The sequence below is a fragment of the Zoogloea sp. GDB6 genome (assembly GCF_056724105.1).
In genome coordinates, this window is sequence record NZ_CM161497.1 from 326,319 (window position 1) to 348,868 (window position 22,550).

A 22,550-nucleotide genomic window follows, 5' to 3' on the forward strand; every position below is an offset into this window, starting at 1 on the left:
GGATCTTAGGAAGCAGCATGCGCAACATCCCCTTGTTCAATACTGACGATCACAAATTCATCCTCCTGAATGAGAGCGAGCCGGGCGAAGAGGACGGCGTCCGTTCCAACCAGTACCTGGTCGTCCATGGTGACGACGGCGTGCTGCTCGATCCGGGCGGTTTCGGCGTGATGCCGCGCGTGCTGTCCGAGCTGTTGCGTTATGTGAGCCCGGACCGGCTGAAGGCGATCATGCTGTCCCACCAGGATCCGGACATCGTCGGCGGCCTGGCCACCTGGCTGGAAATCTCCGAAGCGCCGGTGTACGTATCGAGCATCTGGATGCGCTTCCTGCCGCACTACGGGATCTCGTCGATGCGCCGCTTCATCGGGGTACCCGACGAGGGCATGCCGGTCGAGCTGGCCGACGGTTTCCGGCTGGAGCTGGTGCCGGCGCACTTCCTGCACTCGGAAGGGCAGATCAACGTCTACGACCCAATCTCGAAAGTGCTGTTCACAGGTGATATCGGCGCAGCGATGATGCCCGACGGCGAAGATGAGCCCTATGTGGACGACTTCGCCACCCATGTGCAGTACATCGATGGCTTCCACCGCCGCTACATGGCGTCCAACAAGGCGGCGCGCCTGTGGGTGGATGCGGTGTCGAAGCTCGACATCGACTTCATTGCGCCCCAGCACGGCCCGATCTACCGGGGGGCTGCGGTGCCCGCTTTCCTCGACTGGTTCCGGGAGCTGGAGTGCGGCGTGGACCTGATGGTGGAGGCCGGGCGTTTCCGGAGAGTCACGTGAATCTGAGACCCAATCCATTGCTGGTTGTCCCGCAGCGCCAGGAGGGCATGCGCCAGCGGGTGCTGGAAAGCTTTGCGGCCCTGTTCGAGAGCCAGACGCGCAGCAGCCTGTTTGCCGCCAGCATCACCGAACTGACGCAGAGCGTGCGGGCGGAGATCCTGCAGGGGCTGCAGACCTCTCTTGGGCAGATCGAAGGCCTGCCGATGAGCGAGGCCCAGCGGAACGACCTGACCCGTGGCCTGGACCGGGCGGTGGCCCGCTGCGAGCGCCTCGACAAGACCCTCGAACTGCTGGTCGGCGAGCGGCGTCGGCAGCTCGGCAACAACTCCCGCGACCTGCAGCAGGTCATGCTGGAGTTCAATCGGGTCTCCAAGGATCTGGCCGGCACGCTGATCGAGAAGGACCTGCTCGAACGCCAGAGCCGGGTGCTCGAAACCATCGTGCTGTCCCACGAGAAGGTCACCCAGTGGAAGGCCTTCGTGCAGGAGGTACTGCTCGGTTTCCACGCCTTCTTCCCCTTCGATGTCTTCTTCATCGCCTTCTCCGAAGACAACGCGCTGTCCCTGTACATCTACTACATGGGCGAGTACCCGGAGGAGGTGAAGACCTCGGCCCGCCACAAGCTGTCGCGGGACATGATCGAGCACCTCCGACTGCCGGCCGACGTGCCGCTGGACATCGAGGAATTCCAGGTCGTCCGCAACCGCAACCGCAAGGCCGTCGACGCCAACAACATTCGCATGATCACCGTGCCGGTGCCGGACATGGATTCGTCCAATCTGTCCGGCCTGCTCGGCATTGCGTATGCGTCCCTCGACAAGCTGACGCCGCAGGAAAGCAGCGTGATCCACTCCATCCTCGCCGTGATGGTGATGGTGGTCGGGTCCAGCAAGGCCCTCAGCCGCACGCTGTCCGAGCTCGAATACTATTCGACCCACGATCCGCTGACGGGCCTGCACAACCGGCGCTACTTCAACGAGATGCTCGGCTACGAGCTCGGCCGTTCGGAACGTCACGCGCACCAGTTCTCGATCCTGATGCTCGACCTGGACGATTTCAAGGACGTCAACGACACCTACGGCCACCCGCGTGGCGACACGGTGCTGCAGCAGGTCGCCGAGAAGATGCGCACGGTGATGCGGCGCGGCGACCTGGCGACCCGTATCGGCGGCGACGAGTTCGCGATCATCCTCGTCGAAACCGGCCTGGAGGGCGCGGTGGTGGTGGCCGAGAAGCTGCGCACCGAGCTGCGCCAGATGAGCTTCGAGGGCGACGATGGCAAGATCTTCCACGTCACCACGTCGATCGGCATCGTGTCCTACCCGAACGACGCGAAGAGCATGACCGACCTGATGGCCGGCGTGGACATCGGCCTATACCGCGCCAAGGAGCTCGGCAAGGACACCATCGGCACCTTCGAGTCGGTGAAGGACCGGGTCCATGCCAGCCGTGTGACCCGCGACTATGCCGAGAAGCTGCGCATCTCCCTGCGCGAGAAGCGGGTGGTGCCGTACTTCCAGACCATCTTCGACTGCCGCACCGGCCAGCCCTTCGCCTACGAGACGCTGGCGCGCATCATCGAGCCCAACGGCACCACGCTGTCGGCCGGCGCCTTCATCGAGACCATCGAGAAGTACGGCCTCGGCCGTGACCTCGACCGGGCCATCATCGAGCAGGCCTTCGCCGCTGCGAGGGTGCGCCTGGACACCCCGGGTACGCCGCCGTTCCGCCTGTTCATCAACCTGTCGGCGCAGGAGATCCAGGGCCGCGGCATTCTCGGCTACGCCGAGATGCTGTGCGCGCAGATGAACATTCCGCCCAATGTGATCGTCTTCGAGATCCTCGAGCGCGACGCCATCGGCGACATGACCCACATGCGCAAATTCCTCAGCGACCTGCGCAAGAAGGGCTTCCTGTTCGCGCTGGACGACTTTGGCAGCGGTTACAATTCCTTCCACTACCTGCGCGAGCTGACCTTCGACTACGTGAAGATCGATGGCGCTTTCGTGAAGAACATCGTCAAGTCGAAGGTGGATCGCACGCTGGTCCGCAATCTCACGCGCCTGTGTCAGGAACTCGGCATCCTCACCATCGCCGAGTTCGTCGAATCGGAGGAGATCCTCGAAGAGCTGCGCGGCATGGGCGTGGATTACGCCCAGGGCTTCCACCTGGCCATGCCGGTCTCCCAAATGGCCTGACGCCGCCCGCCGGGCGGCGCCTCAACTGCCCGGCTTGATCTGCTTGCCGCAGTCGGCGAGCAGCCGGCGGATCCAGCGGTGGGCCGGCGACAGGTGGTTGCGCTCGTGCCATAGCTGGTAGAAGCGCATCGCCGGAAAGGGGATCGGCGACGGCAGGATCACCAGCGGCAGCAGGTCGGCATAGAACTGCGCGAAATGCCGCGTGGTGGTGAACACCAGGTCGCTGTGCTGCAGCAGGTAGGGCGCCATCGTGAACGATTGCACCACCACCCGTTCGTCCCGGTTCAGGCGGTGCGTTGCCAGCACCGTGTCGATCACGCCGCGCTGGCTCATCGAATAGGGCATCGGCACCACATGCACCGCCCGCTGGTAGTCGTCGGCGGTGAATCCCTTGCGGGCCAGCGGATGGCCCGCCCCCACCAGGCACACGATCTCATCCTCCAGCAGCATCGACAGATGCATGCGGTGCGGCGGCTCCGGCCAGTTGCCGATCACCACGTCCAGATCCCCCTCGGCGAGGGAACGCTCGAAATCGAAGTTCGGCCCCAGCGACTGCAGGCTCAGGCGCAGGTGCGGGGCTTCCTTGCGGATCCGTTCCACCACGCTTGAAATGAACATCGGCGCCAGGTAGTCCGGTGCGCCGACGCGGAACTCGTAGCGGCTGGTCTGCGGCTCGAAGGACTCCGGCGCAAAGGTCATCCGGTCGATTTCCGCCAGCGCACCCTTGGCATGGGACAGCAGCGCCAGCGCCCGCTCGGTGGGCACCATGCCGCTCTTTTCCCGCACCAGCAGCGGGTCGCCGAGGATCGTGCGGAGGCGCTTGAGCGCCAGGCTCACCGCCGGCTGGGACTGGTTCAGGCGCAGCGCCGTGCGCGACACGCTGCGCTCGGTGATCAGCAGGCAGAAGATCCGCAACAGGTAGGTGTCGAGCTGGTCGTCGCTTCGTCGGGTGCTCATGGGGACGGGGGCAGGAAGATATTGAAAAGTATATATAGCTTATAAGCTCATATCCATTTCCTTAATCCAAGCCCGCTCTAAACTGCACAGCACATCCCCACACCAACAACCGGAGACACAAGCATGGGACGCCTTACCACCCACGTGCTGGACACCGCCAACGGCAAGCCGGGTACCGGCATTGCCGTGACCCTCTACCGCCTGGACGGCGGCCGCCGCGAGATCCGCCGCGCCGTCACCAACCATGACGGTCGCTGCGACGGTCCGCTGCTCGACGGCGAGGCCTTCGAGCGCGGCAGCTACGAGATCGTCTTCGCCGCCGGCGACTACTTCCGCGCCCAGGGCCAGGCCCTGCCGGAACCCCTGTTCGTGGATGAAGTGGTGCTGCGCTTCGGCATCGCCGACCCGGCCCAGCACTACCACGTGCCGCTGCTGGTGTCCCCTTGGAGCTACTCCACCTACCGCGGCAGCTGAGCCCGAATCCGCGCACCGTTTCGCACGAGAGACTGAAGAAACATGGAAACCTATCTCCTCGACTGGGCCAACCTGCTGCTGCGCTGGCTCCACCTGATCACCGGCATCGCCTGGATCGGCGCGTCGTTCTACTTCGTGATGCTAGACAACTCCCTGCGTCCGCCGAAGAAGCCCGAGGACGCCAAGCGCGGCGTGTTCGGCGAGCTGTGGGCGGTGCATGGCGGCGGCTTCTACTGCAGCCAGAAATTCCTCACCGGCCCGCAGGGTGAGCCGCTGACCCACGACCTCCACTGGTCCAAGTGGGAGGCCTACACCACGTGGCTGTCGGGTATGAGCCTGCTCGCCGTGGTGTACTGGATCGGTGCCTCCAGCTACCTCATCGACGCCAAGGTGATGGCGCTGACGCCGCCGGCCGCGGTCGGCATCTCCATCGCCTTCCTGGCCGCCGGCTGGGTGGTGTATGACCTGCTGTGCCGCAAGCTGATGGGCCGCGACGGCCTGCTGGCGGTGCTGCTGTTCGGTTTCGTGGTGCTGGCCGACTGGCTGCTGCACCACCTGTTCTCGGCCCGCGGCGCCTACATGCATGTGGGTGCGATGCTCGGCACGATGATGGTGGCCAACGTGTTCATCCACATCATCCCCGGCCAGAAGCGCATGGTCGAGCAGATCCGCGCCGGCGAGCCGGTGGATCCGCGTCCCGGCCAGATCGGCAAGCAGCGCTCGGTGCACAACACCTACTTCACGCTGCCGGTGTTGTTCGTGATGATCAGCAACCACTACCCGATGACCTATTCCCACCCCAACGGCTGGCTGGTGCTGGTGGTCATGATGCTGGCCGGCGTGCTGATCCGTCAGTTCTTCGTGCTGCGCCATCGTGGCCAGGTGAAGTGGTGGCTGCCCGCCGCCGGCGTCGCGCTGCTGGCCCTGCTGATGGTGCTGATGGCCCCGGCCCCGGTGAAGAGCGATGGTGAGAAGGTGAGCTTCGCTGCCGTCAAGCACGTGATCGATACCCGCTGCATCGCCTGCCACGCCGAGCATCCGACCCAGGCCGGCTTCGCCCAGCCGCCCAAGGGTGTGGTGCTGCAGAGCGCCGAAGGCATCGGCCAGCACGCCGCCAAGATGGCCGAGACGGTGGCCAGCGGCTACATGCCCCTCGGCAACCTGACCGGCATCACCGACGCCGAGCGCCAGCTGATCGCCCGCTGGTATGCCCAGGGCGCCCGGCTCGCCGACTGAGATTCAGCCCCCGACCCCAGCACGACCTTGAGGACTTGAAAAAATGAATGCGCTCACCTCCGTCGCCGCCCTGTCGGCGCTGCCGCGGGACGAGTTCGTCGCCCGCCTGGCCGATATCTTCGAACATTCCCCGTGGATCCCCGAGCGGGCCTGGGCGGCCCGTCCTTTCGCCGACGTCGAGGCGCTGCACACCGCGATGCTGGTGGTGCTCGACGCCGCTGGCGAAGACGAGAAGCTCGGCCTGATCCGCGCCCACCCGGAACTGGCCGGCAAGGAAGCCGCCGCCGGCACGCTGACCGTGGCCTCCACCGGCGAGCAGCGCGGCGCCGGCCTCGACCAGTGCAGCGCCGACGAACTGACTCGCCTGCGTAACCTGAATGCCGCCTACCGGGAACGTTTCGGCTTCCCCTTCGTCATCGCGGTGAAGGGCCTGTCTCGCTACCAGATCCTGGACGCGGTGGAGGCCCGCCTCGCCAACGACGCGGCCACCGAGTTCCGCACCTGCCTCGAGCAGATCGGCCGCATCGCCCGTTTCCGCCTCGACGCGCTGCTCGGCTGAGCGCAAGGAGTCCCGTCATGACCAAGATCGATCCTGCCTATCCCCGCGACCTGATCGGCTACGGCCGCAAGCCGCCCTTTGCCGACTGGCCGGGCCAGGCCCGGGTGGCCGTCCAGTTCGTCCTCAACTACGAGGAGGGCGGCGAGAACTGCGTGCTGCACGGCGACCCCGGCAGCGAGCAATTCCTGTCCGAACTGTTCAACCCGCCGGCCTTTCCGGACCGCCACCTGTCGATGGAGGGCGTCTATGAATACGGCTCCCGCGTCGGCGTGTGGCGTTTCCTGCGCGAGTTCGAACGGCGCGGCCTGCCGATGACCATCTTCGGGGTGGCTATGGCGCTGCAGCGCCACCCCGAACTCACCGCTGCCTTCAAGGAGCTCGGCCACGAGATCGCCTGCCACGGCTGGCGCTGGATCCACTACCAGAACGTGGACGAGGCCACCGAGCGCGAGCACATGCGGATCGGCATGCAGATCATCGAACAGCTCACCGGCGAGCGGCCGTTGGGCTGGTACACCGGGCGGGACTCCCCCAACACGCGGCGCCTGGTCGCCGACGATGGTGGCTTCCTGTACGACTCGGACTACTACGGCGACGACCTGCCGTTCTGGTCCGAGGTGCACAAGAGTGACGGCAGCACCGCGCCGCACCTGATCGTGCCCTACACCCTCGACACCAACGACATGCGCTTCTCGCTGCCGCAGGGCTTCTCCCACGGGGATGAGTTCTTCGAATACCTGCGCGACGCCTTCGACGTGATGTACGAAGAAGGGGACGAGCGCCCGGCCATGCTGAGTGTCGGCATGCACTGCCGCCTGCTCGGCCGCCCCGGGCGTTTTCGCGCGCTGCAGCGCTTCCTCGACCATATTGAGAAACATGATCGGGTGTGGGTCTGCCGGCGGGTGGATATTGCCCGCCACTGGATCGCCAAGCACCCCTACCGCCCCCAAGCCTGACAGAGAACATACAAGGAGACTCATCCATGGCCAGCCACACCCCCGGCGCCCCCGTTTTCGCCGCCCCCGCCGAACTGCCCGACTGGGCGCTGCGTTCGGTGGATCTCGCCAACCCGCGCCTGGGCGCGCAGGCGCTGTACGCCTCCGACGACTTCTTCGCCGAAGTGTCGCGCATGCTCAACCCCGAACCGGCCCAGTTCGTGCCGGGCAAGTTCGACACCAACGGTAAGTGGATGGACGGCTGGGAGTCCCGCCGCAAGCGCGTCGCCGGCCACGACTGGGCGCTGCTCAAGCTCGGCGTGAAGGGCGTGATCCGCGGCTTCGACGTGGACACCAGCCACTTCACCGGCAACTACCCGCCGGCGGTGTCCATCGAGGCCACCGTATCGGGCAGCGACGACATGGAGAGCCTGAAGGCCGCCAGCTGGACCGAGATCCTGCCCGCCACGCCCCTCGGCCCCAACAGCCATCACATCCTCGAATGCGCCAGCGACGCGGCGTGGACCCATCTGCGCGTCAACATCTACCCGGACGGCGGCATCGCCCGCCTGCGCGTCTATGGCCGCCCGGTCGGCGCGCTGGAAAGCCTGACCGGCGACGAGACCATCGACCTCGTCGCGATGGAGAACGGCGGCCGCGCGGTGTCGTGGAACGACGCCAGTTTCGGCTCCACCGTCGCCGCGCTGCTGCTGCCCGGCCGTGGCCAGAACATGGGCGACGGCTGGGAAACCCGCCGCCGCCGCGAACCCGGCAACGACTGGTGCGTGCTCGAACTGGGCGCCGCCGGCACGGTCGACAAGATCGAAGTGGACACCGCCTTCTTCAAGGGCAACTTCCCGGACCGCTGCTCGATCCAGGCGGCCTTCGTGAGCGGCGGCACCGACCGTTCCATCACCACCCAGAGCCTGTTCTGGCAGACCCTGCTGCCCGAGCAGAAGCTGTCGATGGACGCGGTGCATACCTTCACCGAACAGATTGCCAAGCTCGGGCCGATCACCCACGTGCGCTTCAACATCTTCCCCGACGGCGGCGTGTCGCGCCTGCGCCTGTGGGGAAAGGTGGCCAAATAAGGAGCGGCCATGAACAGCCTCAGCCTGACCCCGCAGCCGCTCACCCGCGAGGCCTTCGCCTCCTTCGGCGAAGTCATCGAGGCGAGCGACGCGGTGCGCCATTTCACCATCAACGCCGGCAACACCGAGCGCTACCACGACCTCGCCCAGATCGAGGCGGGCCCGGACGGCAAGGTGATCGTCTCCATCTTCCGCGGCCAGCCGCGCACGCTGCCCTTCAGCGTCGAGATGATGGAGCGCCACCCGCTGGCCAGCCAGGCCTTCATCCCGATGTCCGGCAAGCCCTACCTGGTGGTGGTGGCGCCGGCCGGCGCGGCGCCGAAGGCCGAAGACCTGCGCGTCTTCCTGGCCCGCGGTGACCAAGGCGTCAACTACGCCACCGGCGTGTGGCACCACCCGCTGCTGGCGCTGGAGACGGTGTGCGATTTTCTCGTCGTGGATCGTAGCGGCAGCACCCCCAACTGCGACGAGGTGATCCTCGATCTCGGCGCAGTGATCCCGGCCCTGTGAGGAGACGGCCATGTCCAGCGACGATGTCGGCGAAGCCTATGCCCGGCGGCCCCCGGCCTTCGGTGAGGCGGAGTGGCGGGCGCGGGTGGACGTGGCCGCCTGCTACCGCCTGGTGGCCCGTAACGGCTGGGACGACCTGGTCTACACGCACATCTCCCGGCGCCTGCCCGGGCGTGACGACGCCTTCCTGATCAACCGCTTCGGGCTGGGTTTCGAGGAGGTCACCGCCTCCAACCTGCTGGTGGTGGATTTCGCCGGCCAGGTGCTGGCCGGGGAGGGCATCGCCAGCCCGGCGGGCTTCGCGATCCACTCCGCCGTGCACCGCGCCCGGCCGGACGCCCATTGCGTGTTGCACCTCCACACCCGCGCCGGCATCGCCGTGTCCACGCTGGCCGACGGCCTGCTGCCGTTGTCCCAGCCGGCGCTGCGTTTCTGGCGCGACATCGGCATCCACGACTACGGGGGCCTCGTCTTCGACACCCCCGAACTGGCCCGCCTGGTCGCCGCCCTCGGGCCGCACCCGGCGCTGCTGCTGCGCAACCACGGCACCCTGACCTGTGGCCGCACGGTGGCCGAGGCCTATGTGCTGATGCACACCCTGGAGCAGGCCTGCGAGATCCAGCTTGCTGCGCTAGCCGCCGCGCCCGATGCTTCCCGGCGGGTGATGCCGCCGGATGACGTGCTGGCCCGCAGCCACCGCCAGCTCACCGCCGACCCAGCGCCGGAAGGCGCGCTCGAATGGCCGATGCTGCTGCGTCGGCTGATGCGGGACGAGCCGTCGTTTGCGGCGTGAAGGTGTAACACCCTGGTGGGGCGCAGCATCCAGTGGTGAGCCCCACAGAGATGCCCCCCATAAGCAATCCCGCAATCCAGACCTGAAAGGGCATTTCCATGCCGACCCTGCACATCGAACTCTTTGAAGGCCGCACGGCGGTCGAAAAGCGCGAGCTCGTCGAGGCGCTGACCCGTGAAACCTGCCGGGTGCTCGGCTGCGAGCCGTCGGCGGTGGATATCCTGTTGGTGGATGTGAAGCGGGAGAACTGGGCGACCGGCGGGGTGTTGTGGTCGGAGAGGGTGGGCTGAGCGCCGGGCTTTTTTTTTGCCCTGGGCCCGCTGCCGATTCTCCCCTTGTTCGGTGGTGGGCCGTTTTTTTGTGTTTTTGCCTTTTCGGTTTTGGGTGCTCTTTTCTGGGCGGCTTTCCGTTTTATTGGCTTGAATTGGCCGGGACTCGCCCCGGCGGGCGACCTTCTTTCTTGCGTCGCCAAGAAAGAAGGCAAAGAAGGCGACCCGTGCCTCACCGGTCGTCCGCTGTGTGGACGACTGCCCTGCGCTGCTCGCAGCAGGCGGCCGGCGCGGAACTCGTCGGCTGCGCCTCCTCAAACAGCCGCGCCGGACATCCCCGCCTGCTGCTGCGCTGCTCGGCGGTTCAGGACGGGCTTTTTGTGGGCACCGAGCCTTTGCTGAGGCTGGGGCGGGGGCTGAATCGGTTCAAGTTCGAGGGAGGCTCGCTTGCCTTTGTGCTGAGCCAGCTTCCGTCCGGGATGAACCCGCTCCCTCCGGTGGTGAGACTACTGTCCTCGGAGCTGAAAGAGTTCGGCTGGGCGCTGAGCTGGCTCGAGTCCGAGGGAGGCTCGCTTGCCTTTGTACTGGACCCGCTTCCGTCCGAGATGAGCCAGCTCTGTCCGGCGGTGAGACCACTGCCCTCGGCGCTGAAAGAGCTCGGCTGGGAGCTGAACCGGTTCAAGTCCGAGGGAGGCTCGCTTACCTTTGTACTGGACCCGCTTCCGTCCGAGATGAACCCGTTCTCTCCGGCGCGGCAGTTCGCCGCGCTTTTCTAGGGGCCGCCTGCCATAGCCGCTTTGGGCGGCACTGTCCGTCGAGCACCTGCCTTTCCTTTCCCCCTCTGCCGCGCCGAGTGGAGGGTGGGACGGGCGGACAAGGGCTGCGCCGCTATGTCCAGCAACAAACCTCAATTTCAGGAAAGGCTCGGTGTCTCCCCAAAGCCCGTTCCGAACCGCCGAGCAGCACAGCGGCAGGCGGGGAAGTCCGGCGCGGCTGTTTGAGCCGGCATCGCCGGCGAGTTCCGCGCCGGCCGCCTGCCGCGAGCAGCGCAGGGAAGTCGTCCGCACAGCGGACGACCGGTGAGGTTCGGGTCGCCTTCTTTGCCTACTTTCTTGGCGACGCAAGAAAGTAGGGCGCCCGCCGGGGCGCGTCCCGGCCAATGCAAGCCAATAAGAAGGAAAGCCGCCCAGTAAGGACCACCAAGCAATTACATCCGCAAGTCCAGTGAACTCGCACCAGGGATGGGCACGCGCCCGCTAGCCCGCACGACACCGGCCGTGTCCGCCACACCTTCCCCCTCCACCAACCCCGCATAACACCGCACCATCTGCGCAAACGAATCCGTCCCGAGCTTGCGCCCCAGGCGCGACCGGTGGACTTCGACGGTCCGTGGCGAGACTTCCAGCGCACGGGCGACTTCCTTGTTGGTGAGGCCGGCGACGATCATCGCCAGGACTTCCCGCTCCCGTTCCGACAGCTGCGCGTAGCGCCGGCGGGCCTGGCGTTCCGCGTCGAGGCGGGCGTGCTGCAGCACGTGCTGGCCGATGGCGTGGCGCAGGGCCTGGCGCAGTTCGGCGCGCTGCAGCGGCTTTTCCAGGAAGTCGGCGGCGCCGGCGCGGAAGGCCTGCCGGCATTGGGCGGTGTCCGCGTCGGCGGCCAGCACGATCACCGGCAGGTCGATGCCGTCGGCGCTGAGTCCGGCGATGAAGTCGGCGCAGTCGCCGTCGGTGTGGCGGATGTCCACCAGGATCACGCCGCAGGCGTCGCCGTCGAGGGCGGCGCGCAATTCGTCCGGGCTGTTCCAGACGTGCAACGGAAGATTCAGACTGTGGGCGCAGGCGGCGAGGGCGCGGCGGGTTGCCGGGGCGTCGTCGATGCAGTGGATGGCGGGGCGGGGCGTGGTCATGGCAAACCTGTTCAGGAACGGGGTGGGCCGCCGCGGCGGAGGACCGGGACGAGATTGACGAGGAGCAGCGCGGCGGCGATCAGCAGCATGCCGCCGAGTTCGGCGTTGCTGGGGCGTTCGCCCAGCTCCAGCCAGCCGGCGAGCACGCCGATGGCCGGGATGCCGAGGGCCGACAGGCCGGCGATGGCGGCGGGCAGGTGCTCCAGCACGTAGAGCCACAGCAGCCAGGCGAGGCCGGTGGCGAGCAGCGCGTTGAAGGCGAGGGCGCCGAAGAAGTAGGGCGTCGGCTCGATGGGGCGCGACGGATGCAGCGCGGCGACGACGCACAGGGCCAGCGCGCCGAACAGCATCTGCCAGGCGGTCAGCGTCAGTACGTCCACTGCGTGCTGCTGGCGCAGGCGCTTGGCGACGATGGTGGCCAGCGCCCAGGCAAGGCTGCCGGCCAGCGCCAGCAGGTTGCTGGCCAGGCTGCCGTGGCCGGCCCAGGGCTCGAGGATCAGCAGCAGGCCGCCGGCGGCCACTGCGGTGCCGGCCTGCTGCAGCGGGCTGATGTGCTCGCCGAGGCGCCAGGCCGCCAGCGGCACCAGCCAGAAGGGCATGGTGTAGACCAGCACCGCGGTCTTGCCGGCGCCGCCGGCGACCAGCGCCCACTGGATCAGCGCCGTGAAGGCGGCGGTCTGCAAGAGGCCGAGCAGGATGGTCTGGCGGGCGGCGATGAGTTTCAGCGGGCGGCGGCACAGGAGCAGCAGCGCGAACAGGGACAGGGCGCCGAGCAGGGTGCGGATCGCCGAGAAGTCGAAGGGATCGGCGTAGCGGATCACCTGCTTCATCACCACCCAGTTGTAGCCCCAGATCAGCGACATCAGCAGCAGTGCGGCGGCGGCGGGGCGGGGGAAGGAAGGGGACTGCTTCATCGGCTTATCGGATTTCGAATAGAGGTGGGTATCGCTTGGTCCGCAGAATACCCACAAGGTGCCGCTGCCGACGTTGCCGGCCATGCCTTGCGGCCCGTCAGGCCGTGCTGCACCGCAGGATGGAGGGGTGGGTTGCCCCGTATTTGAAGGGAGTGGCAAATGCTGCGCTGCGACAATATCGAAGTGCTTATTCCGCTTATCAAGACTGGGCTCTGCCGCGCTACGGGCTGCCGCCTAAACTGGGCCTGAGTCCGGTCGATTCCTCGTCCGGAGCATTCGCCACCAGCGCCCGCAGAGGCGCTCATGCTGATAACGAAGGAGACCTCCATGTCGGAGTATTCGCAGGAAAGAAGTGCCCAACCGGTCGATGCGGTCGACGAGCGCCTGCCCGCCGGCCGCCTCCTGGCCCTGGGCTTGCAGCACGTGCTGGTGATGTACGCCGGCGCCATCGCGGTGCCGCTGATCGTCGGCGGCGCCCTCCGGTTTCCGAAGGACCAGATCGCGCTGCTGATCAATTCCGATCTGCTGTGCTGTGGCCTCGTGACCATCATCCAGGCCTTCGGCATCGGCAAGTTCGGCATCCGCCTGCCGGTGATGATGGGCGTCACCTTCGCCGCCGTCGGCCCGATGGTGGCGATGGCCGGCAACCCCGAGCTGGGCATCAACGCCATCCTCGGTGCCGGCATCGCGGCGGGCATCTTCGGCATCTTCTTCGCGCCATTGGTATCCCGCTGTCTGCCGCTGTTTCCACCTGTCGTCACCGGCACCATCATCTCGGTGATCGGCATCTCGCTGATGCGCGTGGCGGTCAACTGGGCGGCTGGCGGCAATCCGATGATCAAGGACGCGGTGACCGGCAAGATGATCGACAACCCGGCCTATGGCGCGCCGGAGCACATCGCCATTGCTGCCATTGTGCTGGTCTCTGTGCTGCTGATCACCAAGTACGGCCGCGGTTTCCTGTCCAACGTGTCGGTGCTGTTGGGCATGGTGGTCGGTTTCCTGATCTCGATGGCCCTCGGCAAGGTCAGCTTCGCCGGCATCGACGAAGCACCGGTGATCGCCCTCGTCACCCCGCTGCAGTTCGGCATGCCGACCTTCGATCTGGTGTCGGTGGCGACCATGTGCCTGGTGATGGTGGTGGTGATGGTCGAATCCCTCGGCATGTTCCTGGCCCTCGGCGATCTCACCGGGCGCCGCCTGAGTCGTGACGACCTGACCCGCGGCCTGCGCACCGACGGCCTCGGTACGCTGATCGGCGGTCTGCTGAACACCTTTCCGCACACCTCCTTCTCGCAGAACGTCGGCTTGGTGGGCGTCACCGGCGTGAAGAGCCGCTGGGTGTGCATCGTCGGCGGGGTGATCCTGATGGCCTTCGGCCTGTTCCCCAAGATGGCGGTGGTGATCGCCTCCGTGCCCCAGTTCGTGCTCGGCGGCGCCGGTGTCGTGATGTTCGGCATGGTCGCCGCGACGGGCATCAAGATCCTCGTCGGCGCCGACCTGCGCAGCAACCGCAACAACCTCTACGTGGTGGCGGTCAGCGTCGGCCTGGGCATGATCCCGCTGGTCGCCCCGACCTTCTTCCACAGCATGCCGAAGGCCCTCGGCCCGCTGCTGCACAGCGGCATCCTCCTCGCCGCCCTGTCGGCGGTGGTGCTCAACGTGTTCCTCAACGGCACGGGTCGCCGCAACGCCAGCGGCGAAGCCTGCGAAGCCATCCCCCACGAAGCCCACTGATCCGCGCCCGGACCCCACCTCACCGAAAGACACAACATGAAGAAGATTTTTTGCCGGCCGTTGGCCGGTGCGGCCTCCCTTTGCCTGTCGATTGCCGCGCCCCTCGCCTCCGCCGCCACCTGGTCCGACACTTTCCTCGGCTATCGCTACGGGACCCAGTTCCGTGAGCCGAGCAACACCCAGGACGTCCGCAAGAACGTGCTGCAATTCACCCACAGCAGCGGTTACGCGGTCGGCCAGAACTTCCTGAACCTGGACGTGCTGCAGTCCGACAAGAACGATCCGGTCAACGGCGGCGGCTCCGGCGCCACCGAGTTCTACCTGACCTACCGCCACCAGCTGCACCTGGGCAAGGCCCTCGACAAGGACCTGTCCTTCGGTCCGGTGAAAGAGGTGGCGCTGACCGGCGGCTTCGACCTCAACACCAAGGACACCCGCTTCGCCCCGCGCAAGCGCCTGCTGGTGGTCGGCCCGACCCTCAAGTTCGACGTGCCCGGCTTCCTGGACGTCAGCCTGCTGGCCGCCCGCGAATGGAACCACTGCGGTCTCGGCGCGCCGGCCTGCCCGCAGGCCGAGATCGCCTTCGACACCCAGTGGATGCTCAGCGCATCGTGGGGCATTCCGTTCCAGGCCGGTCCGTTGCCCCTCAAGTTCCAGGGCTTCATCAACTACATCGGCGAGAAGGGCAAGGACTACGCCGGCGTGAAGACCGAGGCGGAAACCCTGATGCGCACCTCCCTGATGGCCGACCTGGGCCAGCTCGCCGGCAGCCGCAAGAACACCGTCTGGGCCGGCATCGGCTACGAGCTGTGGCTCAACAAGTTCGGCAACCACGCCACCGCCGCCGGCGTCACCAAGCCCGGCATCAACACCCGCGCCCCGACGCTGCAACTGGAATGGCACTTCTGATGAAGACCGAGATCACCCACATCGACGGCCTCGAGATCCTCGACTCCCGCGGCAACCCGACGCTGCAGGCCACCGTCACGCTGCAGTCCGGCCACCGCGGCACCGCCGCGGTGCCCTCCGGCGCCTCTACCGGCAAGCGCGAAGCCCTCGAACTGCGCGATGGCGACCCTGTGCGCTTCGGTGGCAAGGGCGTGCAGCAGGCCCTGGCCCACGTCGAAGGCCCCATCGCCGCCGCACTGAAGGGCCACGATGCGGCCCGCCAGGCGGATATCGACGGCATCCTGTGCGAGCTGGACGGCACCGCCGACAAGTCGCGCCTCGGCGCCAATGCGCTCCTCGCCGTGTCGCTGGCCAGCGCCCGCGCCGCCGCCGAGGCAGCCGGCCAGCCGTTGTACCGCCACCTGTCGGACGGGCGCGAGCCGGTGCTGCCGGTGCCGCTGATGAACGTGCTCAACGGCGGCGCCCACGCCAACAACAGCCTCGACATCCAGGAATGCATGATCGTGCCTCATGGCTTCGAGCGCTTCGGCGACGCGCTGCGTGCCGGGGTCGGCGTCTTCCACGCGCTGCGTGGCCTGCTCGACCGCTACGGTTTTCCCACGTCGGTGGGTGACGAGGGCGGCTTCGCGCCCAACGTGGAAGGTACCCGCCAGGCCCTCGACCTGATCCTCGAGGCGATCCGTCTGGCCGGCTACGAGCCGGGCAGCCAGGTGGCGCTGGCCCTCGATTGTGCTTCGTCGGAGTTCGCCAAGGGCGAGCGCTACGTGCTGGCCGGGGAGTCCCTCGACCTGTCGCGGGCCGAGTTCTGCGACTACCTGGCCAAGCTGGTCGCCGACTACCCGATCGTCAGCATCGAGGACGGCATGGCCGAGGACGACTGGGCCGGCTGGGGCCAGCTTACCGACCGCCTCGGCCGGCGCACCCAGCTGGTCGGCGACGACCTCTTCGTGACGGATACCCGCCTGCTGGCCGAGGGCATCCACAAGGGTGTCGCCAACGCGATCCTAATCAAGCCCAACCAGATCGGCACCCTCACCGAGACCCTCGCCGCCATCGATCTGGCACGCCAGCACGGTTACGCGGCGATCGTCTCCCACCGCTCCGGCGAGACCGGCGACACGACCATCGCCGACCTGGCGGTGGGCACCGCCTGCGGGCAGATCAAGACCGGCTCGGCGAGCCGTTCGGATCGCGTCGAGAAGTACAACCGGCTGCTCGCCATCGAGCGTGAGCTGGGCCCGGCGGCCCGCTTCGCCGGCAGCGCGGCGCTGGCCCGGCGCTGAGGGCGTAGCCATGTTGCTCGGACTGGCGCTGCTCTACGTGGGCGCCGTGCTGATCCTCAACGGCCTGTGGATGCTTGGCCGCATCGGCGACCGGGAGATCCCGGTGATCAACCTGTTCGCCGGCGGGCTGTCCCTGCTGGTCGCCCTCAAGCTGGCCTTCGGCGACGGTGCCGACCTGGCGTCGGTGAAGGCGGCGGCGCTGTCGCTGCTGTTCTCCTTCACCTACCTGTGGGTGGCGATCAACCGCTACAGCGGTGCTGATGGCCGCGGGCTGGGCTGGTTCAGCCTGTTCGTGGCCCTCACCGCGGTGCCGGTGGCGGCGGACTGCCTGCGCCTGGCGAGCTCGCCGGGGGAGTGGTGGCTGGGGCTGTCGTGGGTGGCCTGGTCGATACTCTGGCTGCTGTTCTTCCTGTTGCTGGCGCTGAACAAGCCACTGACCCGGCTGACTGCCTGCGTGGCCATCGGGCAGGGCGTGCTGACCGGCTGGGTGCCCGGCTATCTGTTGCTGAGCGGTAATCTGAGTTGATCTTTGCGGCCGCCTTCGTTGCGCTGCGGTAATCCACGCGGCGTATCGAGGGCGGCCTTCTTGCACCCTTATTCGGTACAAAAAGTATCGAAAGAACCGATCTCGGCGGCAATTCAAGCCGCATGCCTTTATCCCTAAGCTGTCCCCATCGATTCATCGGACAGACCCCAAAGGAGGAAAAAATGGCCCGAATGAGAGCAGTGGATGCCGCCGCGGCGGTGATGCGCAAGGAAGGCGTGGAGACCGTCTTCGGCGTGCCCGGCGCAGCAATCAATCCCCTTTACTCGGCGATGAAGAAGGACGGCGGCTTCAAGCACGTGCTGGCCCGCCATGTCGAAGGTGCGTCCCACATGGCCGAAGGCTTCACCCGTGCCACCGCCGGCAATGTCGGCGTGTGCATCGGCACCTCCGGCCCGGCCGGCACCGACATGATCACCGGCCTCTACTCGGCCTCCGCCGACTCCATCCCCATCCTGTGCATCACCGGCCAGGCACCGCGGGCGCGGCTCTACAAGGAAGACTTCCAGGCCGTGGACATCGAGTCCATCGCCAAGCCGGTCACCAAGTGGGCCGTCACCGTGCGCGAACCGGCCTTGGTGCCGCGCGTCTTCCAGCAGGCCTTCCACGTCATGCGCTCCGGCCGCCCCGGCCCGGTGCTGATCGACCTGCCCTTCGACGTGCAGATGGCCGAGATCGAGTTCGACATCGAGACCTACGAATCCCTGCCGCTGCACAAGCCGGCGGCCACCCGGGCCCAGGCCGAGAAGGCGCTGGCCATGCTCAACGCCGCCGAGCGTCCGCTGATCGTGGCCGGCGGTGGCGTCATCAACGCCAACGCGGCGGCCCGCCTGCAGGAGTTTGCCGAGCTGACCGGCGTGCCGGTGATCCCGACGCTGATGGGCTGGGGCACGATCCCCGACGACCATCCGCTGATGGCCGGCATGGTCGGCCTGCAGACCTCCCATCGCTACGGCAACGCGACGATGCTGGCCTCCGACTTCGTGATCGGCATCGGCAACCGCTGGGCCAACCGCCACACCGGCTCGGTCGAGGTCTATACCGAAGGGCGCAAGTTCGTCCATATCGACATCGAACCGACCCAGATCGGCCGCGTCTTCGGGCCCGACTACGGGATTGTCTCCGATGCCGGTGCGGCCCTCGACCAGCTGATCGCCGTGGCCCGCGACATGAAGGCCGCCGGCCAGCTCGCCGACCGCAGCGCCTGGGTGGCCGAGTGCCAGGAGCGCAAGCGCACGCTGCAGCGCAAGACCCACTTCGAAGTCAGCCCGATGAAGCCGCAACGGGTCTATGAAGAGATGAACAAGGCCTTCGGCAAGGACACGACCTACGTCAGCACCATCGGCTTGTCGCAGATCGCCGCCGCCCAGTTCCTGCACGTGTACAAGCCGCGCCACTGGGTCAATTGCGGCCAGGCCGGCCCCCTCGGGTGGACCATCCCGGCGGCGCTCGGCGTGTGTGCGGCCGATCCGTCCCGCAAGGTGGTGGCCATCTCGGGCGACTACGACTTCCAGTTCATGATCGAAGAGCTGGCAGTCGGCGCCCAGTTCAAGCTGCCCTACCTGCACGTGGTGGTGAACAACGCCTACCTGGGCCTGATCCGCCAGTCCCAGCGCGGTTTCGACATGGACTACTGCGTGCAACTGGCCTTCGAGAACATCAACGCCCCCGAGACCGAGGGCTACGGCGTCGATCACATCGGTGTCGTCGAAGGCCTCGGCTGCAAGGCGATCCGCGTGCGCAAGGCCGAGGACGTGCAGCCGGCCTTTGCCCAGGCCTATGCCTGGATGGAGGAGTTCCGCGTGCCGGTGGTCGTCGAGATCATCCTGGAGCGCGTCACCAACATCTCGATGGGCACCGAGATCAACGCCATCAACGAGTTCGAGGACCTTGCCGCCTGCGGCGCCGACGCCCCGACCGCGGTGGCCCTGCTGGACTGACCGCAACACTGACTCCGTGCGGGCGACGCCACGCGCCGCACGGCTTCACGCCCTCCGGGGCCACAGAAAGGACATCACCATGCCGCGTTTCGCCGCCAACCTTTCCATGCTGTTCACCGAGCTGCCTTTCCTGGAGCGCTTCGGCGCCGCCGCGGCAGCCGGCTTCAAGGGGGTCGAGTACCTCTTCCCCTACGCCTTCGCCAAGGAAGACCTGGCCGCCGAGCTGGCCCGCCACGGCCTCGTCCAGGTGCTGCACAACCTGCCGGCCGGCAACTGGGAAGCCGGCGAGCGCGGCATCGCCTGCCACCCGGAGCGGGTCGCCGAGTTCCGTGACGGCGTCGCCACCGCCATCGACTACGCCCGCGCCCTCGGCTGCACGCAGATCAACTGCCTGGCCGGCATCGCCCCGGCCGGTGTGCCGGAGGCCGTGCTGCGCGAAACCTTCGTCGCCAACCTGCGCTTTGCCGCGGCGCAGCTGAAGGAGGCCGGCATTCGCCTGTTGGTCGAGCCGATCAACACCTACGACATCCCGGGCTTCTACCTGAACCGCACGGCGCAGGCGCTGGAGATCCTCGACGAGGTCGGCTCCGACAACCTGTTCGTGCAGTACGACATCTACCACGCCCAGCGCATGGAAGGCGAACTGGCGGCGACCATCGCCAAAAACCTGCCGCGCATCGCCCACATCCAGCTGGCCGACAACCCCGGCCGCCACGAGCCGGGCAGCGGCGAGATCAACTACCCGTGGCTGCTGCGCCACATCGATGGGCTCGGCTACGCCGGCTGGATCGGCTGCGAATACAAGCCCGCCACCACCACCACGGAAGGCCTCGGCTGGCTGAAGAACGCTTGAGCGCCGGCCCCACGACGACCACCAGGAGACAAGACATCATGGCAAACATCGGCTTCATCGGTCTCGGCATCATGGGCGCCCCCATGGCCGGCCACCTCATCAAGGGCGGTCACACCGTCTTCACCTTCACCCACGGCGCCACGCCGGCGGAACTCGTCGAGGCCGGTGCACGGACCTGCGCCAGCGGCGCCGAAGTCGCCCGCAACGCCGACATCGTCATCACCATGGTGCCCGACACGCCCCACGTGGAGGACGCGCTGTTCAACCCCGAGGGCGTCGCCGCGGGCCTGTCCGCCGGCAAGACGGTGGTGGACATGAGCTCCATCTCCCCGGTGGCCACCAAGGACTTCGCCAAGCGCATCAATGCGCTGGGTTGCGAATACCTGGACGCGCCGGTGTCCGGTGGCGAAGTGGGCGCCAAGGCGGCCAGCCTGACCATCATGGTCGGTGGTAGCGAGGCGGCCTTCGACAAGGTCAAGCCGCTGTTCGAGCTGATGGGCAAGAACATCACCCTGGTCGGCGGCAACGGCGACGGCCAGATCACCAAGGTCGCTAACCAGATCATCGTCGCGCTGACCATCGAGGCGGTGGGCGAGGCCCTGCTGCTGGCCGCCAAGGCCGGCGCCGACCCCGCCAAGGTGCGCCAGGCGCTGATGGGCGGCTTCGCCAACTCGCGCATCCTGGAAGTGCACGGCGAGCGCATGGTCAAGCGTACCTTCGAGCCGGGCTTCCGCATCGCGCTGCACCAGAAGGACCTCAACCTGGCCCTCACCACCGGCCGCCAGCTCGGCGTCGCGCTGCCCAGTACCGCCATCGCCCAGGAGCTGTTCAACACCTGTGCGGCCCACGGCGGCGCCGGCTGGGACCACTCGGCCCTGGTGCGTGCCCTCGAGAAGATGGCCAATTTCGAGATCGGCCAGCAGGCCGCCGACTAAGGAGCGAGCCGGTGCGCCATCTCGCCATCGAAGTCGGTTCCTACCGCTTTGTCGCCCGGCTCGAAGAGGAGGCCGCGCCGAAGACCTGCGCGGCCTTCCTGAAGATGCTGCCCTTCTCCAACCAGGTCATCCATTCCCGCTGGAGCGGCGAGGCGGTGTGGGTGCCGCTGGCCGACTTCGACACCGGCCTGGACTTCGAGAACCACACCAGCCACCCGTCGCGCGGCGACGTGCTGCTCTACCCGGGCGGCTTCTCGGAGACCGAGATCCTGTTTGCCTATGGCAGCTGCCGCTTTGGCAGCAAAATGGGGCAGCTCGCCGGCAACCACTTCCTGACCGTCGTGGAAGGCGCCGAGCAGTTGATGGACATGGGCCGCACGGTGTTGTGGAAGGGCTCCCAGTGGGTGCGCTTCCTCGACCTGGGCAGCCGCTGAACGACAAGGACAACCCTATGCACAGCGCCCCCCGCGATCTCCTCACCGCAATGTTCACCGCCGCGGTCAACGCCGCCCAGCCCGAGCACTGCATTCCCCGCTTCCTGCCTGAGCCGCCCAAGGGGCGGACCCTCGTCATCGGCGCCGGCAAGGCGTCGGCGGCGATGGCCCAGGCGCTGGAACGCCACTGGCCGGGGCCGCTGTCCGGCCTGGTGGTCACCCGCTACGGCTACGCGGTGCCCTGCGAGCGCATCGAGATCGTCGAGGCGGCCCACCCGGTGCCCGACGCAGCGGGGCGTGAGGCGGCCGCGCGGATGCTCGAACTGGTGCGCGGCCTGAGCGCCGACGACCTGGTGATCTGCCTGATCTCGGGCGGCGGTTCGGCGCTGCTGCCGCTGCCCGGCGATGGCGTCACGCTGGAGGACAAGCAGGCCATCAACCGGGCGCTGCTCAAGTCCGGCGCCACCATTTCCGAGATGAACTGCGTGCGCCGTCATCTCTCGGCGATCAAGGGTGGTCGGCTGGCGGCGGCCTGCCATCCGGCGCGGGTGGTGAACCTGCTGATCTCCGACGTGCCCGGCGACAACCCGATGGACATCGCCTCCGGGCCCACGGTGGCCGACCCGACGAGTTGCGCCGGCGCGCTGGAGATCGTCCGCCGCTACGGCATCGAGCTGCCGGCCGGCGCCCGCGCGCTGCTCGAGAGCGGTGCCGGCGAGACCGTGAAGCCGGGCGATCCGCGCCTGGCGGGCGTGAGCACGCACCTGATCGCCACCCCGCAGATGGCCCTGGAGGCCGCCGCCGAGGTGGCCCGCGCTGCCGGCGTGACGCCGCTGCTGCTCGGCGACAGCATCGAGGGCGAGGCCCGCGACGTGGGCAAGGTGATGGCCGCCGTCGCGCTGCAGGTGAAGCGCCATGGCCAGCCCATCGTGGCGCCCTGCGTGCTGCTGTCCGGTGGTGAAACCACCGTCACCGTGCGCGGCAACGGGCGCGGCGGGCGCAACGTGGAGTTCCTGCTGTCCCTGGCGGTGGCCCTCGACGGGGCATCCGGCATCCACGCGGTGGCTGGCGACACGGACGGCGTGGACGGCCTGGAGGAGATCGCCGGCGCGCTGGCCTTCCCCGACACGCTCGAACGGGCCTGGGCGGCGGGCATCCGCCCCCGCGACAGTCTCGACAACAACGACGGCCACGGCTTCTTCGAGGCCCTCGGCGATTCGCTGATCACCGGCCCGACCCTCACCAACGTGAACGACTTCCGGGCGATCCTGGTGACGTGATCCGC

At 67.4% G+C, this 22,550-nt stretch carries 23 protein-coding genes; 20 read left to right on the top strand and 3 right to left on the bottom strand.

Annotated elements, in window-relative coordinates; genetic code table 11:
- Window positions 1-17 precede the first annotated feature (17 nt).
- Window positions 18-788, top strand: a complete 771-nt coding sequence (locus AC1PQG_RS01475) for an oxygen-binding di-iron domain-containing protein (protein ID WP_481120915.1) — start codon at window positions 18-20, stop codon at window positions 786-788.
- Complete coding sequence (locus AC1PQG_RS01480) at window positions 785-2,986, top strand: putative bifunctional diguanylate cyclase/phosphodiesterase (protein ID WP_481120916.1); 2,202 nt, start codon at window positions 785-787, stop codon at window positions 2,984-2,986. The genes AC1PQG_RS01475 and AC1PQG_RS01480 overlap by 4 nt, the downstream gene beginning before the upstream one ends.
- 21 nt (window positions 2,987-3,007) lie before the next feature.
- Here AC1PQG_RS01480 and AC1PQG_RS01485 read toward each other — a convergent pair whose 3' ends face one another.
- Window positions 3,008-3,943: a LysR family transcriptional regulator gene (locus AC1PQG_RS01485; protein ID WP_481120917.1), complete on the bottom strand. Its 936-nt coding sequence runs from the start codon at window positions 3,941-3,943 to the stop codon at window positions 3,008-3,010.
- A gap of 123 nt (window positions 3,944-4,066) precedes the next feature.
- Between AC1PQG_RS01485 and uraH the strand changes: the two genes are divergently transcribed.
- From uraH to AC1PQG_RS01530, 9 genes are all read left to right on the top strand, one after another.
- Window positions 4,067-4,417 (top strand): hydroxyisourate hydrolase, encoded by a 351-nt coding sequence (gene uraH, locus AC1PQG_RS01490; RefSeq protein ID WP_481120918.1) that lies wholly within the window; start codon window positions 4,067-4,069, stop codon window positions 4,415-4,417.
- 42 nt (window positions 4,418-4,459) lie between these two features.
- Window positions 4,460-5,653, top strand: coding sequence for a urate hydroxylase PuuD (locus AC1PQG_RS01495; RefSeq protein WP_481120919.1), 1,194 nt, complete (start codon window positions 4,460-4,462; stop codon window positions 5,651-5,653).
- A gap of 43 nt (window positions 5,654-5,696) precedes the next feature.
- Window positions 5,697-6,212, top strand: coding sequence for a 2-oxo-4-hydroxy-4-carboxy-5-ureidoimidazoline decarboxylase (gene uraD, locus AC1PQG_RS01500; RefSeq protein WP_481120920.1), 516 nt, complete (start codon window positions 5,697-5,699; stop codon window positions 6,210-6,212).
- A gap of 17 nt (window positions 6,213-6,229) precedes the next feature.
- Complete coding sequence (gene puuE, locus AC1PQG_RS01505; RefSeq protein ID WP_481120921.1) at window positions 6,230-7,168, top strand: allantoinase PuuE; 939 nt, start codon at window positions 6,230-6,232, stop codon at window positions 7,166-7,168.
- Window positions 7,169-7,194: 26 nt separating this feature from the next.
- Window positions 7,195-8,238 carry an allantoicase gene (gene alc, locus AC1PQG_RS01510; protein ID WP_481120922.1) on the top strand — a complete coding sequence of 348 codons (1,044 nt, stop codon included), beginning with the start codon at window positions 7,195-7,197 and terminating at the stop codon, window positions 8,236-8,238.
- 9 nt (window positions 8,239-8,247) lie between these two features.
- A complete protein-coding gene (locus AC1PQG_RS01515; RefSeq protein WP_481120923.1) occupies window positions 8,248-8,748 on the top strand; it encodes an ureidoglycolate lyase in 501 nt (166 codons plus the stop codon).
- Window positions 8,749-8,758: 10 nt separating this feature from the next.
- Entirely contained in the window at window positions 8,759-9,541 is a 783-nt protein-coding gene (locus tag AC1PQG_RS01520) for a class II aldolase/adducin family protein (RefSeq protein WP_481120924.1), read from the top strand.
- A 98-nt stretch (window positions 9,542-9,639) separates the two neighbouring features.
- Window positions 9,640-9,831 carry a 4-oxalocrotonate tautomerase gene (locus tag AC1PQG_RS01525; RefSeq protein WP_481120925.1) on the top strand — a complete coding sequence of 64 codons (192 nt, stop codon included), beginning with the start codon at window positions 9,640-9,642 and terminating at the stop codon, window positions 9,829-9,831.
- A 227-nt stretch (window positions 9,832-10,058) separates the two neighbouring features.
- On the top strand, window positions 10,059-10,586 hold the full coding sequence (locus tag AC1PQG_RS01530; protein WP_481120926.1) for a hypothetical protein: 528 nt from the start codon (window positions 10,059-10,061) through the stop codon (window positions 10,584-10,586).
- Window positions 10,587-11,017: 431 nt separating this feature from the next.
- Here the strand turns inward: AC1PQG_RS01530 and AC1PQG_RS01535 are convergent, their stop codons facing one another.
- Both AC1PQG_RS01535 and AC1PQG_RS01540 read right to left on the bottom strand, forming a co-directional pair.
- Window positions 11,018-11,716: a response regulator transcription factor gene (locus AC1PQG_RS01535; RefSeq protein WP_481120927.1), complete on the bottom strand. Its 699-nt coding sequence runs from the start codon at window positions 11,714-11,716 to the stop codon at window positions 11,018-11,020.
- 11 nt (window positions 11,717-11,727) lie between these two features.
- The gene (locus AC1PQG_RS01540) at window positions 11,728-12,630 is read right to left on the bottom strand and encodes a DMT family transporter (protein ID WP_481120928.1); all 903 of its coding nucleotides are present in this window, start codon (window positions 12,628-12,630) and stop codon (window positions 11,728-11,730) included.
- Between the two features lie 303 nt (window positions 12,631-12,933).
- On the opposite strand from AC1PQG_RS01540, the gene AC1PQG_RS01545 reads away from it, so the two are divergent.
- From AC1PQG_RS01545 to AC1PQG_RS01585, 9 genes are all read left to right on the top strand, one after another.
- Window positions 12,934-14,367 (top strand): nucleobase:cation symporter-2 family protein, encoded by a 1,434-nt coding sequence (locus AC1PQG_RS01545; RefSeq protein WP_481120929.1) that lies wholly within the window; start codon window positions 12,934-12,936, stop codon window positions 14,365-14,367.
- A gap of 36 nt (window positions 14,368-14,403) precedes the next feature.
- Window positions 14,404-15,276, top strand: a complete 873-nt coding sequence (locus AC1PQG_RS01550; protein ID WP_481120930.1) for a hypothetical protein — start codon at window positions 14,404-14,406, stop codon at window positions 15,274-15,276.
- The gene (eno, locus tag AC1PQG_RS01555; protein WP_481120931.1) at window positions 15,276-16,559 is read left to right on the top strand and encodes a phosphopyruvate hydratase; all 1,284 of its coding nucleotides are present in this window, start codon (window positions 15,276-15,278) and stop codon (window positions 16,557-16,559) included. The genes AC1PQG_RS01550 and eno overlap by 1 nt, the downstream gene beginning before the upstream one ends.
- A gap of 10 nt (window positions 16,560-16,569) precedes the next feature.
- Entirely contained in the window at window positions 16,570-17,085 is a 516-nt protein-coding gene (locus AC1PQG_RS01560) for an AmiS/UreI family transporter (RefSeq protein WP_481120932.1), read from the top strand.
- Between the two features lie 182 nt (window positions 17,086-17,267).
- Complete coding sequence (gcl, locus tag AC1PQG_RS01565) at window positions 17,268-19,043, top strand: glyoxylate carboligase (protein ID WP_481120933.1); 1,776 nt, start codon at window positions 17,268-17,270, stop codon at window positions 19,041-19,043.
- A gap of 79 nt (window positions 19,044-19,122) precedes the next feature.
- Window positions 19,123-19,896, top strand: coding sequence for a hydroxypyruvate isomerase (gene hyi / locus AC1PQG_RS01570; RefSeq protein WP_481120934.1), 774 nt, complete (start codon window positions 19,123-19,125; stop codon window positions 19,894-19,896).
- A gap of 38 nt (window positions 19,897-19,934) precedes the next feature.
- Entirely contained in the window at window positions 19,935-20,831 is an 897-nt protein-coding gene (locus tag AC1PQG_RS01575; protein WP_374487158.1) for a 2-hydroxy-3-oxopropionate reductase, read from the top strand.
- An 11-nt stretch (window positions 20,832-20,842) separates the two neighbouring features.
- A complete protein-coding gene (locus tag AC1PQG_RS01580) occupies window positions 20,843-21,265 on the top strand; it encodes a DUF3830 family protein (protein ID WP_374487157.1) in 423 nt (140 codons plus the stop codon).
- Window positions 21,266-21,282: 17 nt separating this feature from the next.
- Complete coding sequence (locus tag AC1PQG_RS01585) at window positions 21,283-22,545, top strand: glycerate kinase type-2 family protein (protein ID WP_481120935.1); 1,263 nt, start codon at window positions 21,283-21,285, stop codon at window positions 22,543-22,545.
- Window positions 22,546-22,550: the final 5 nt, after the last annotated feature.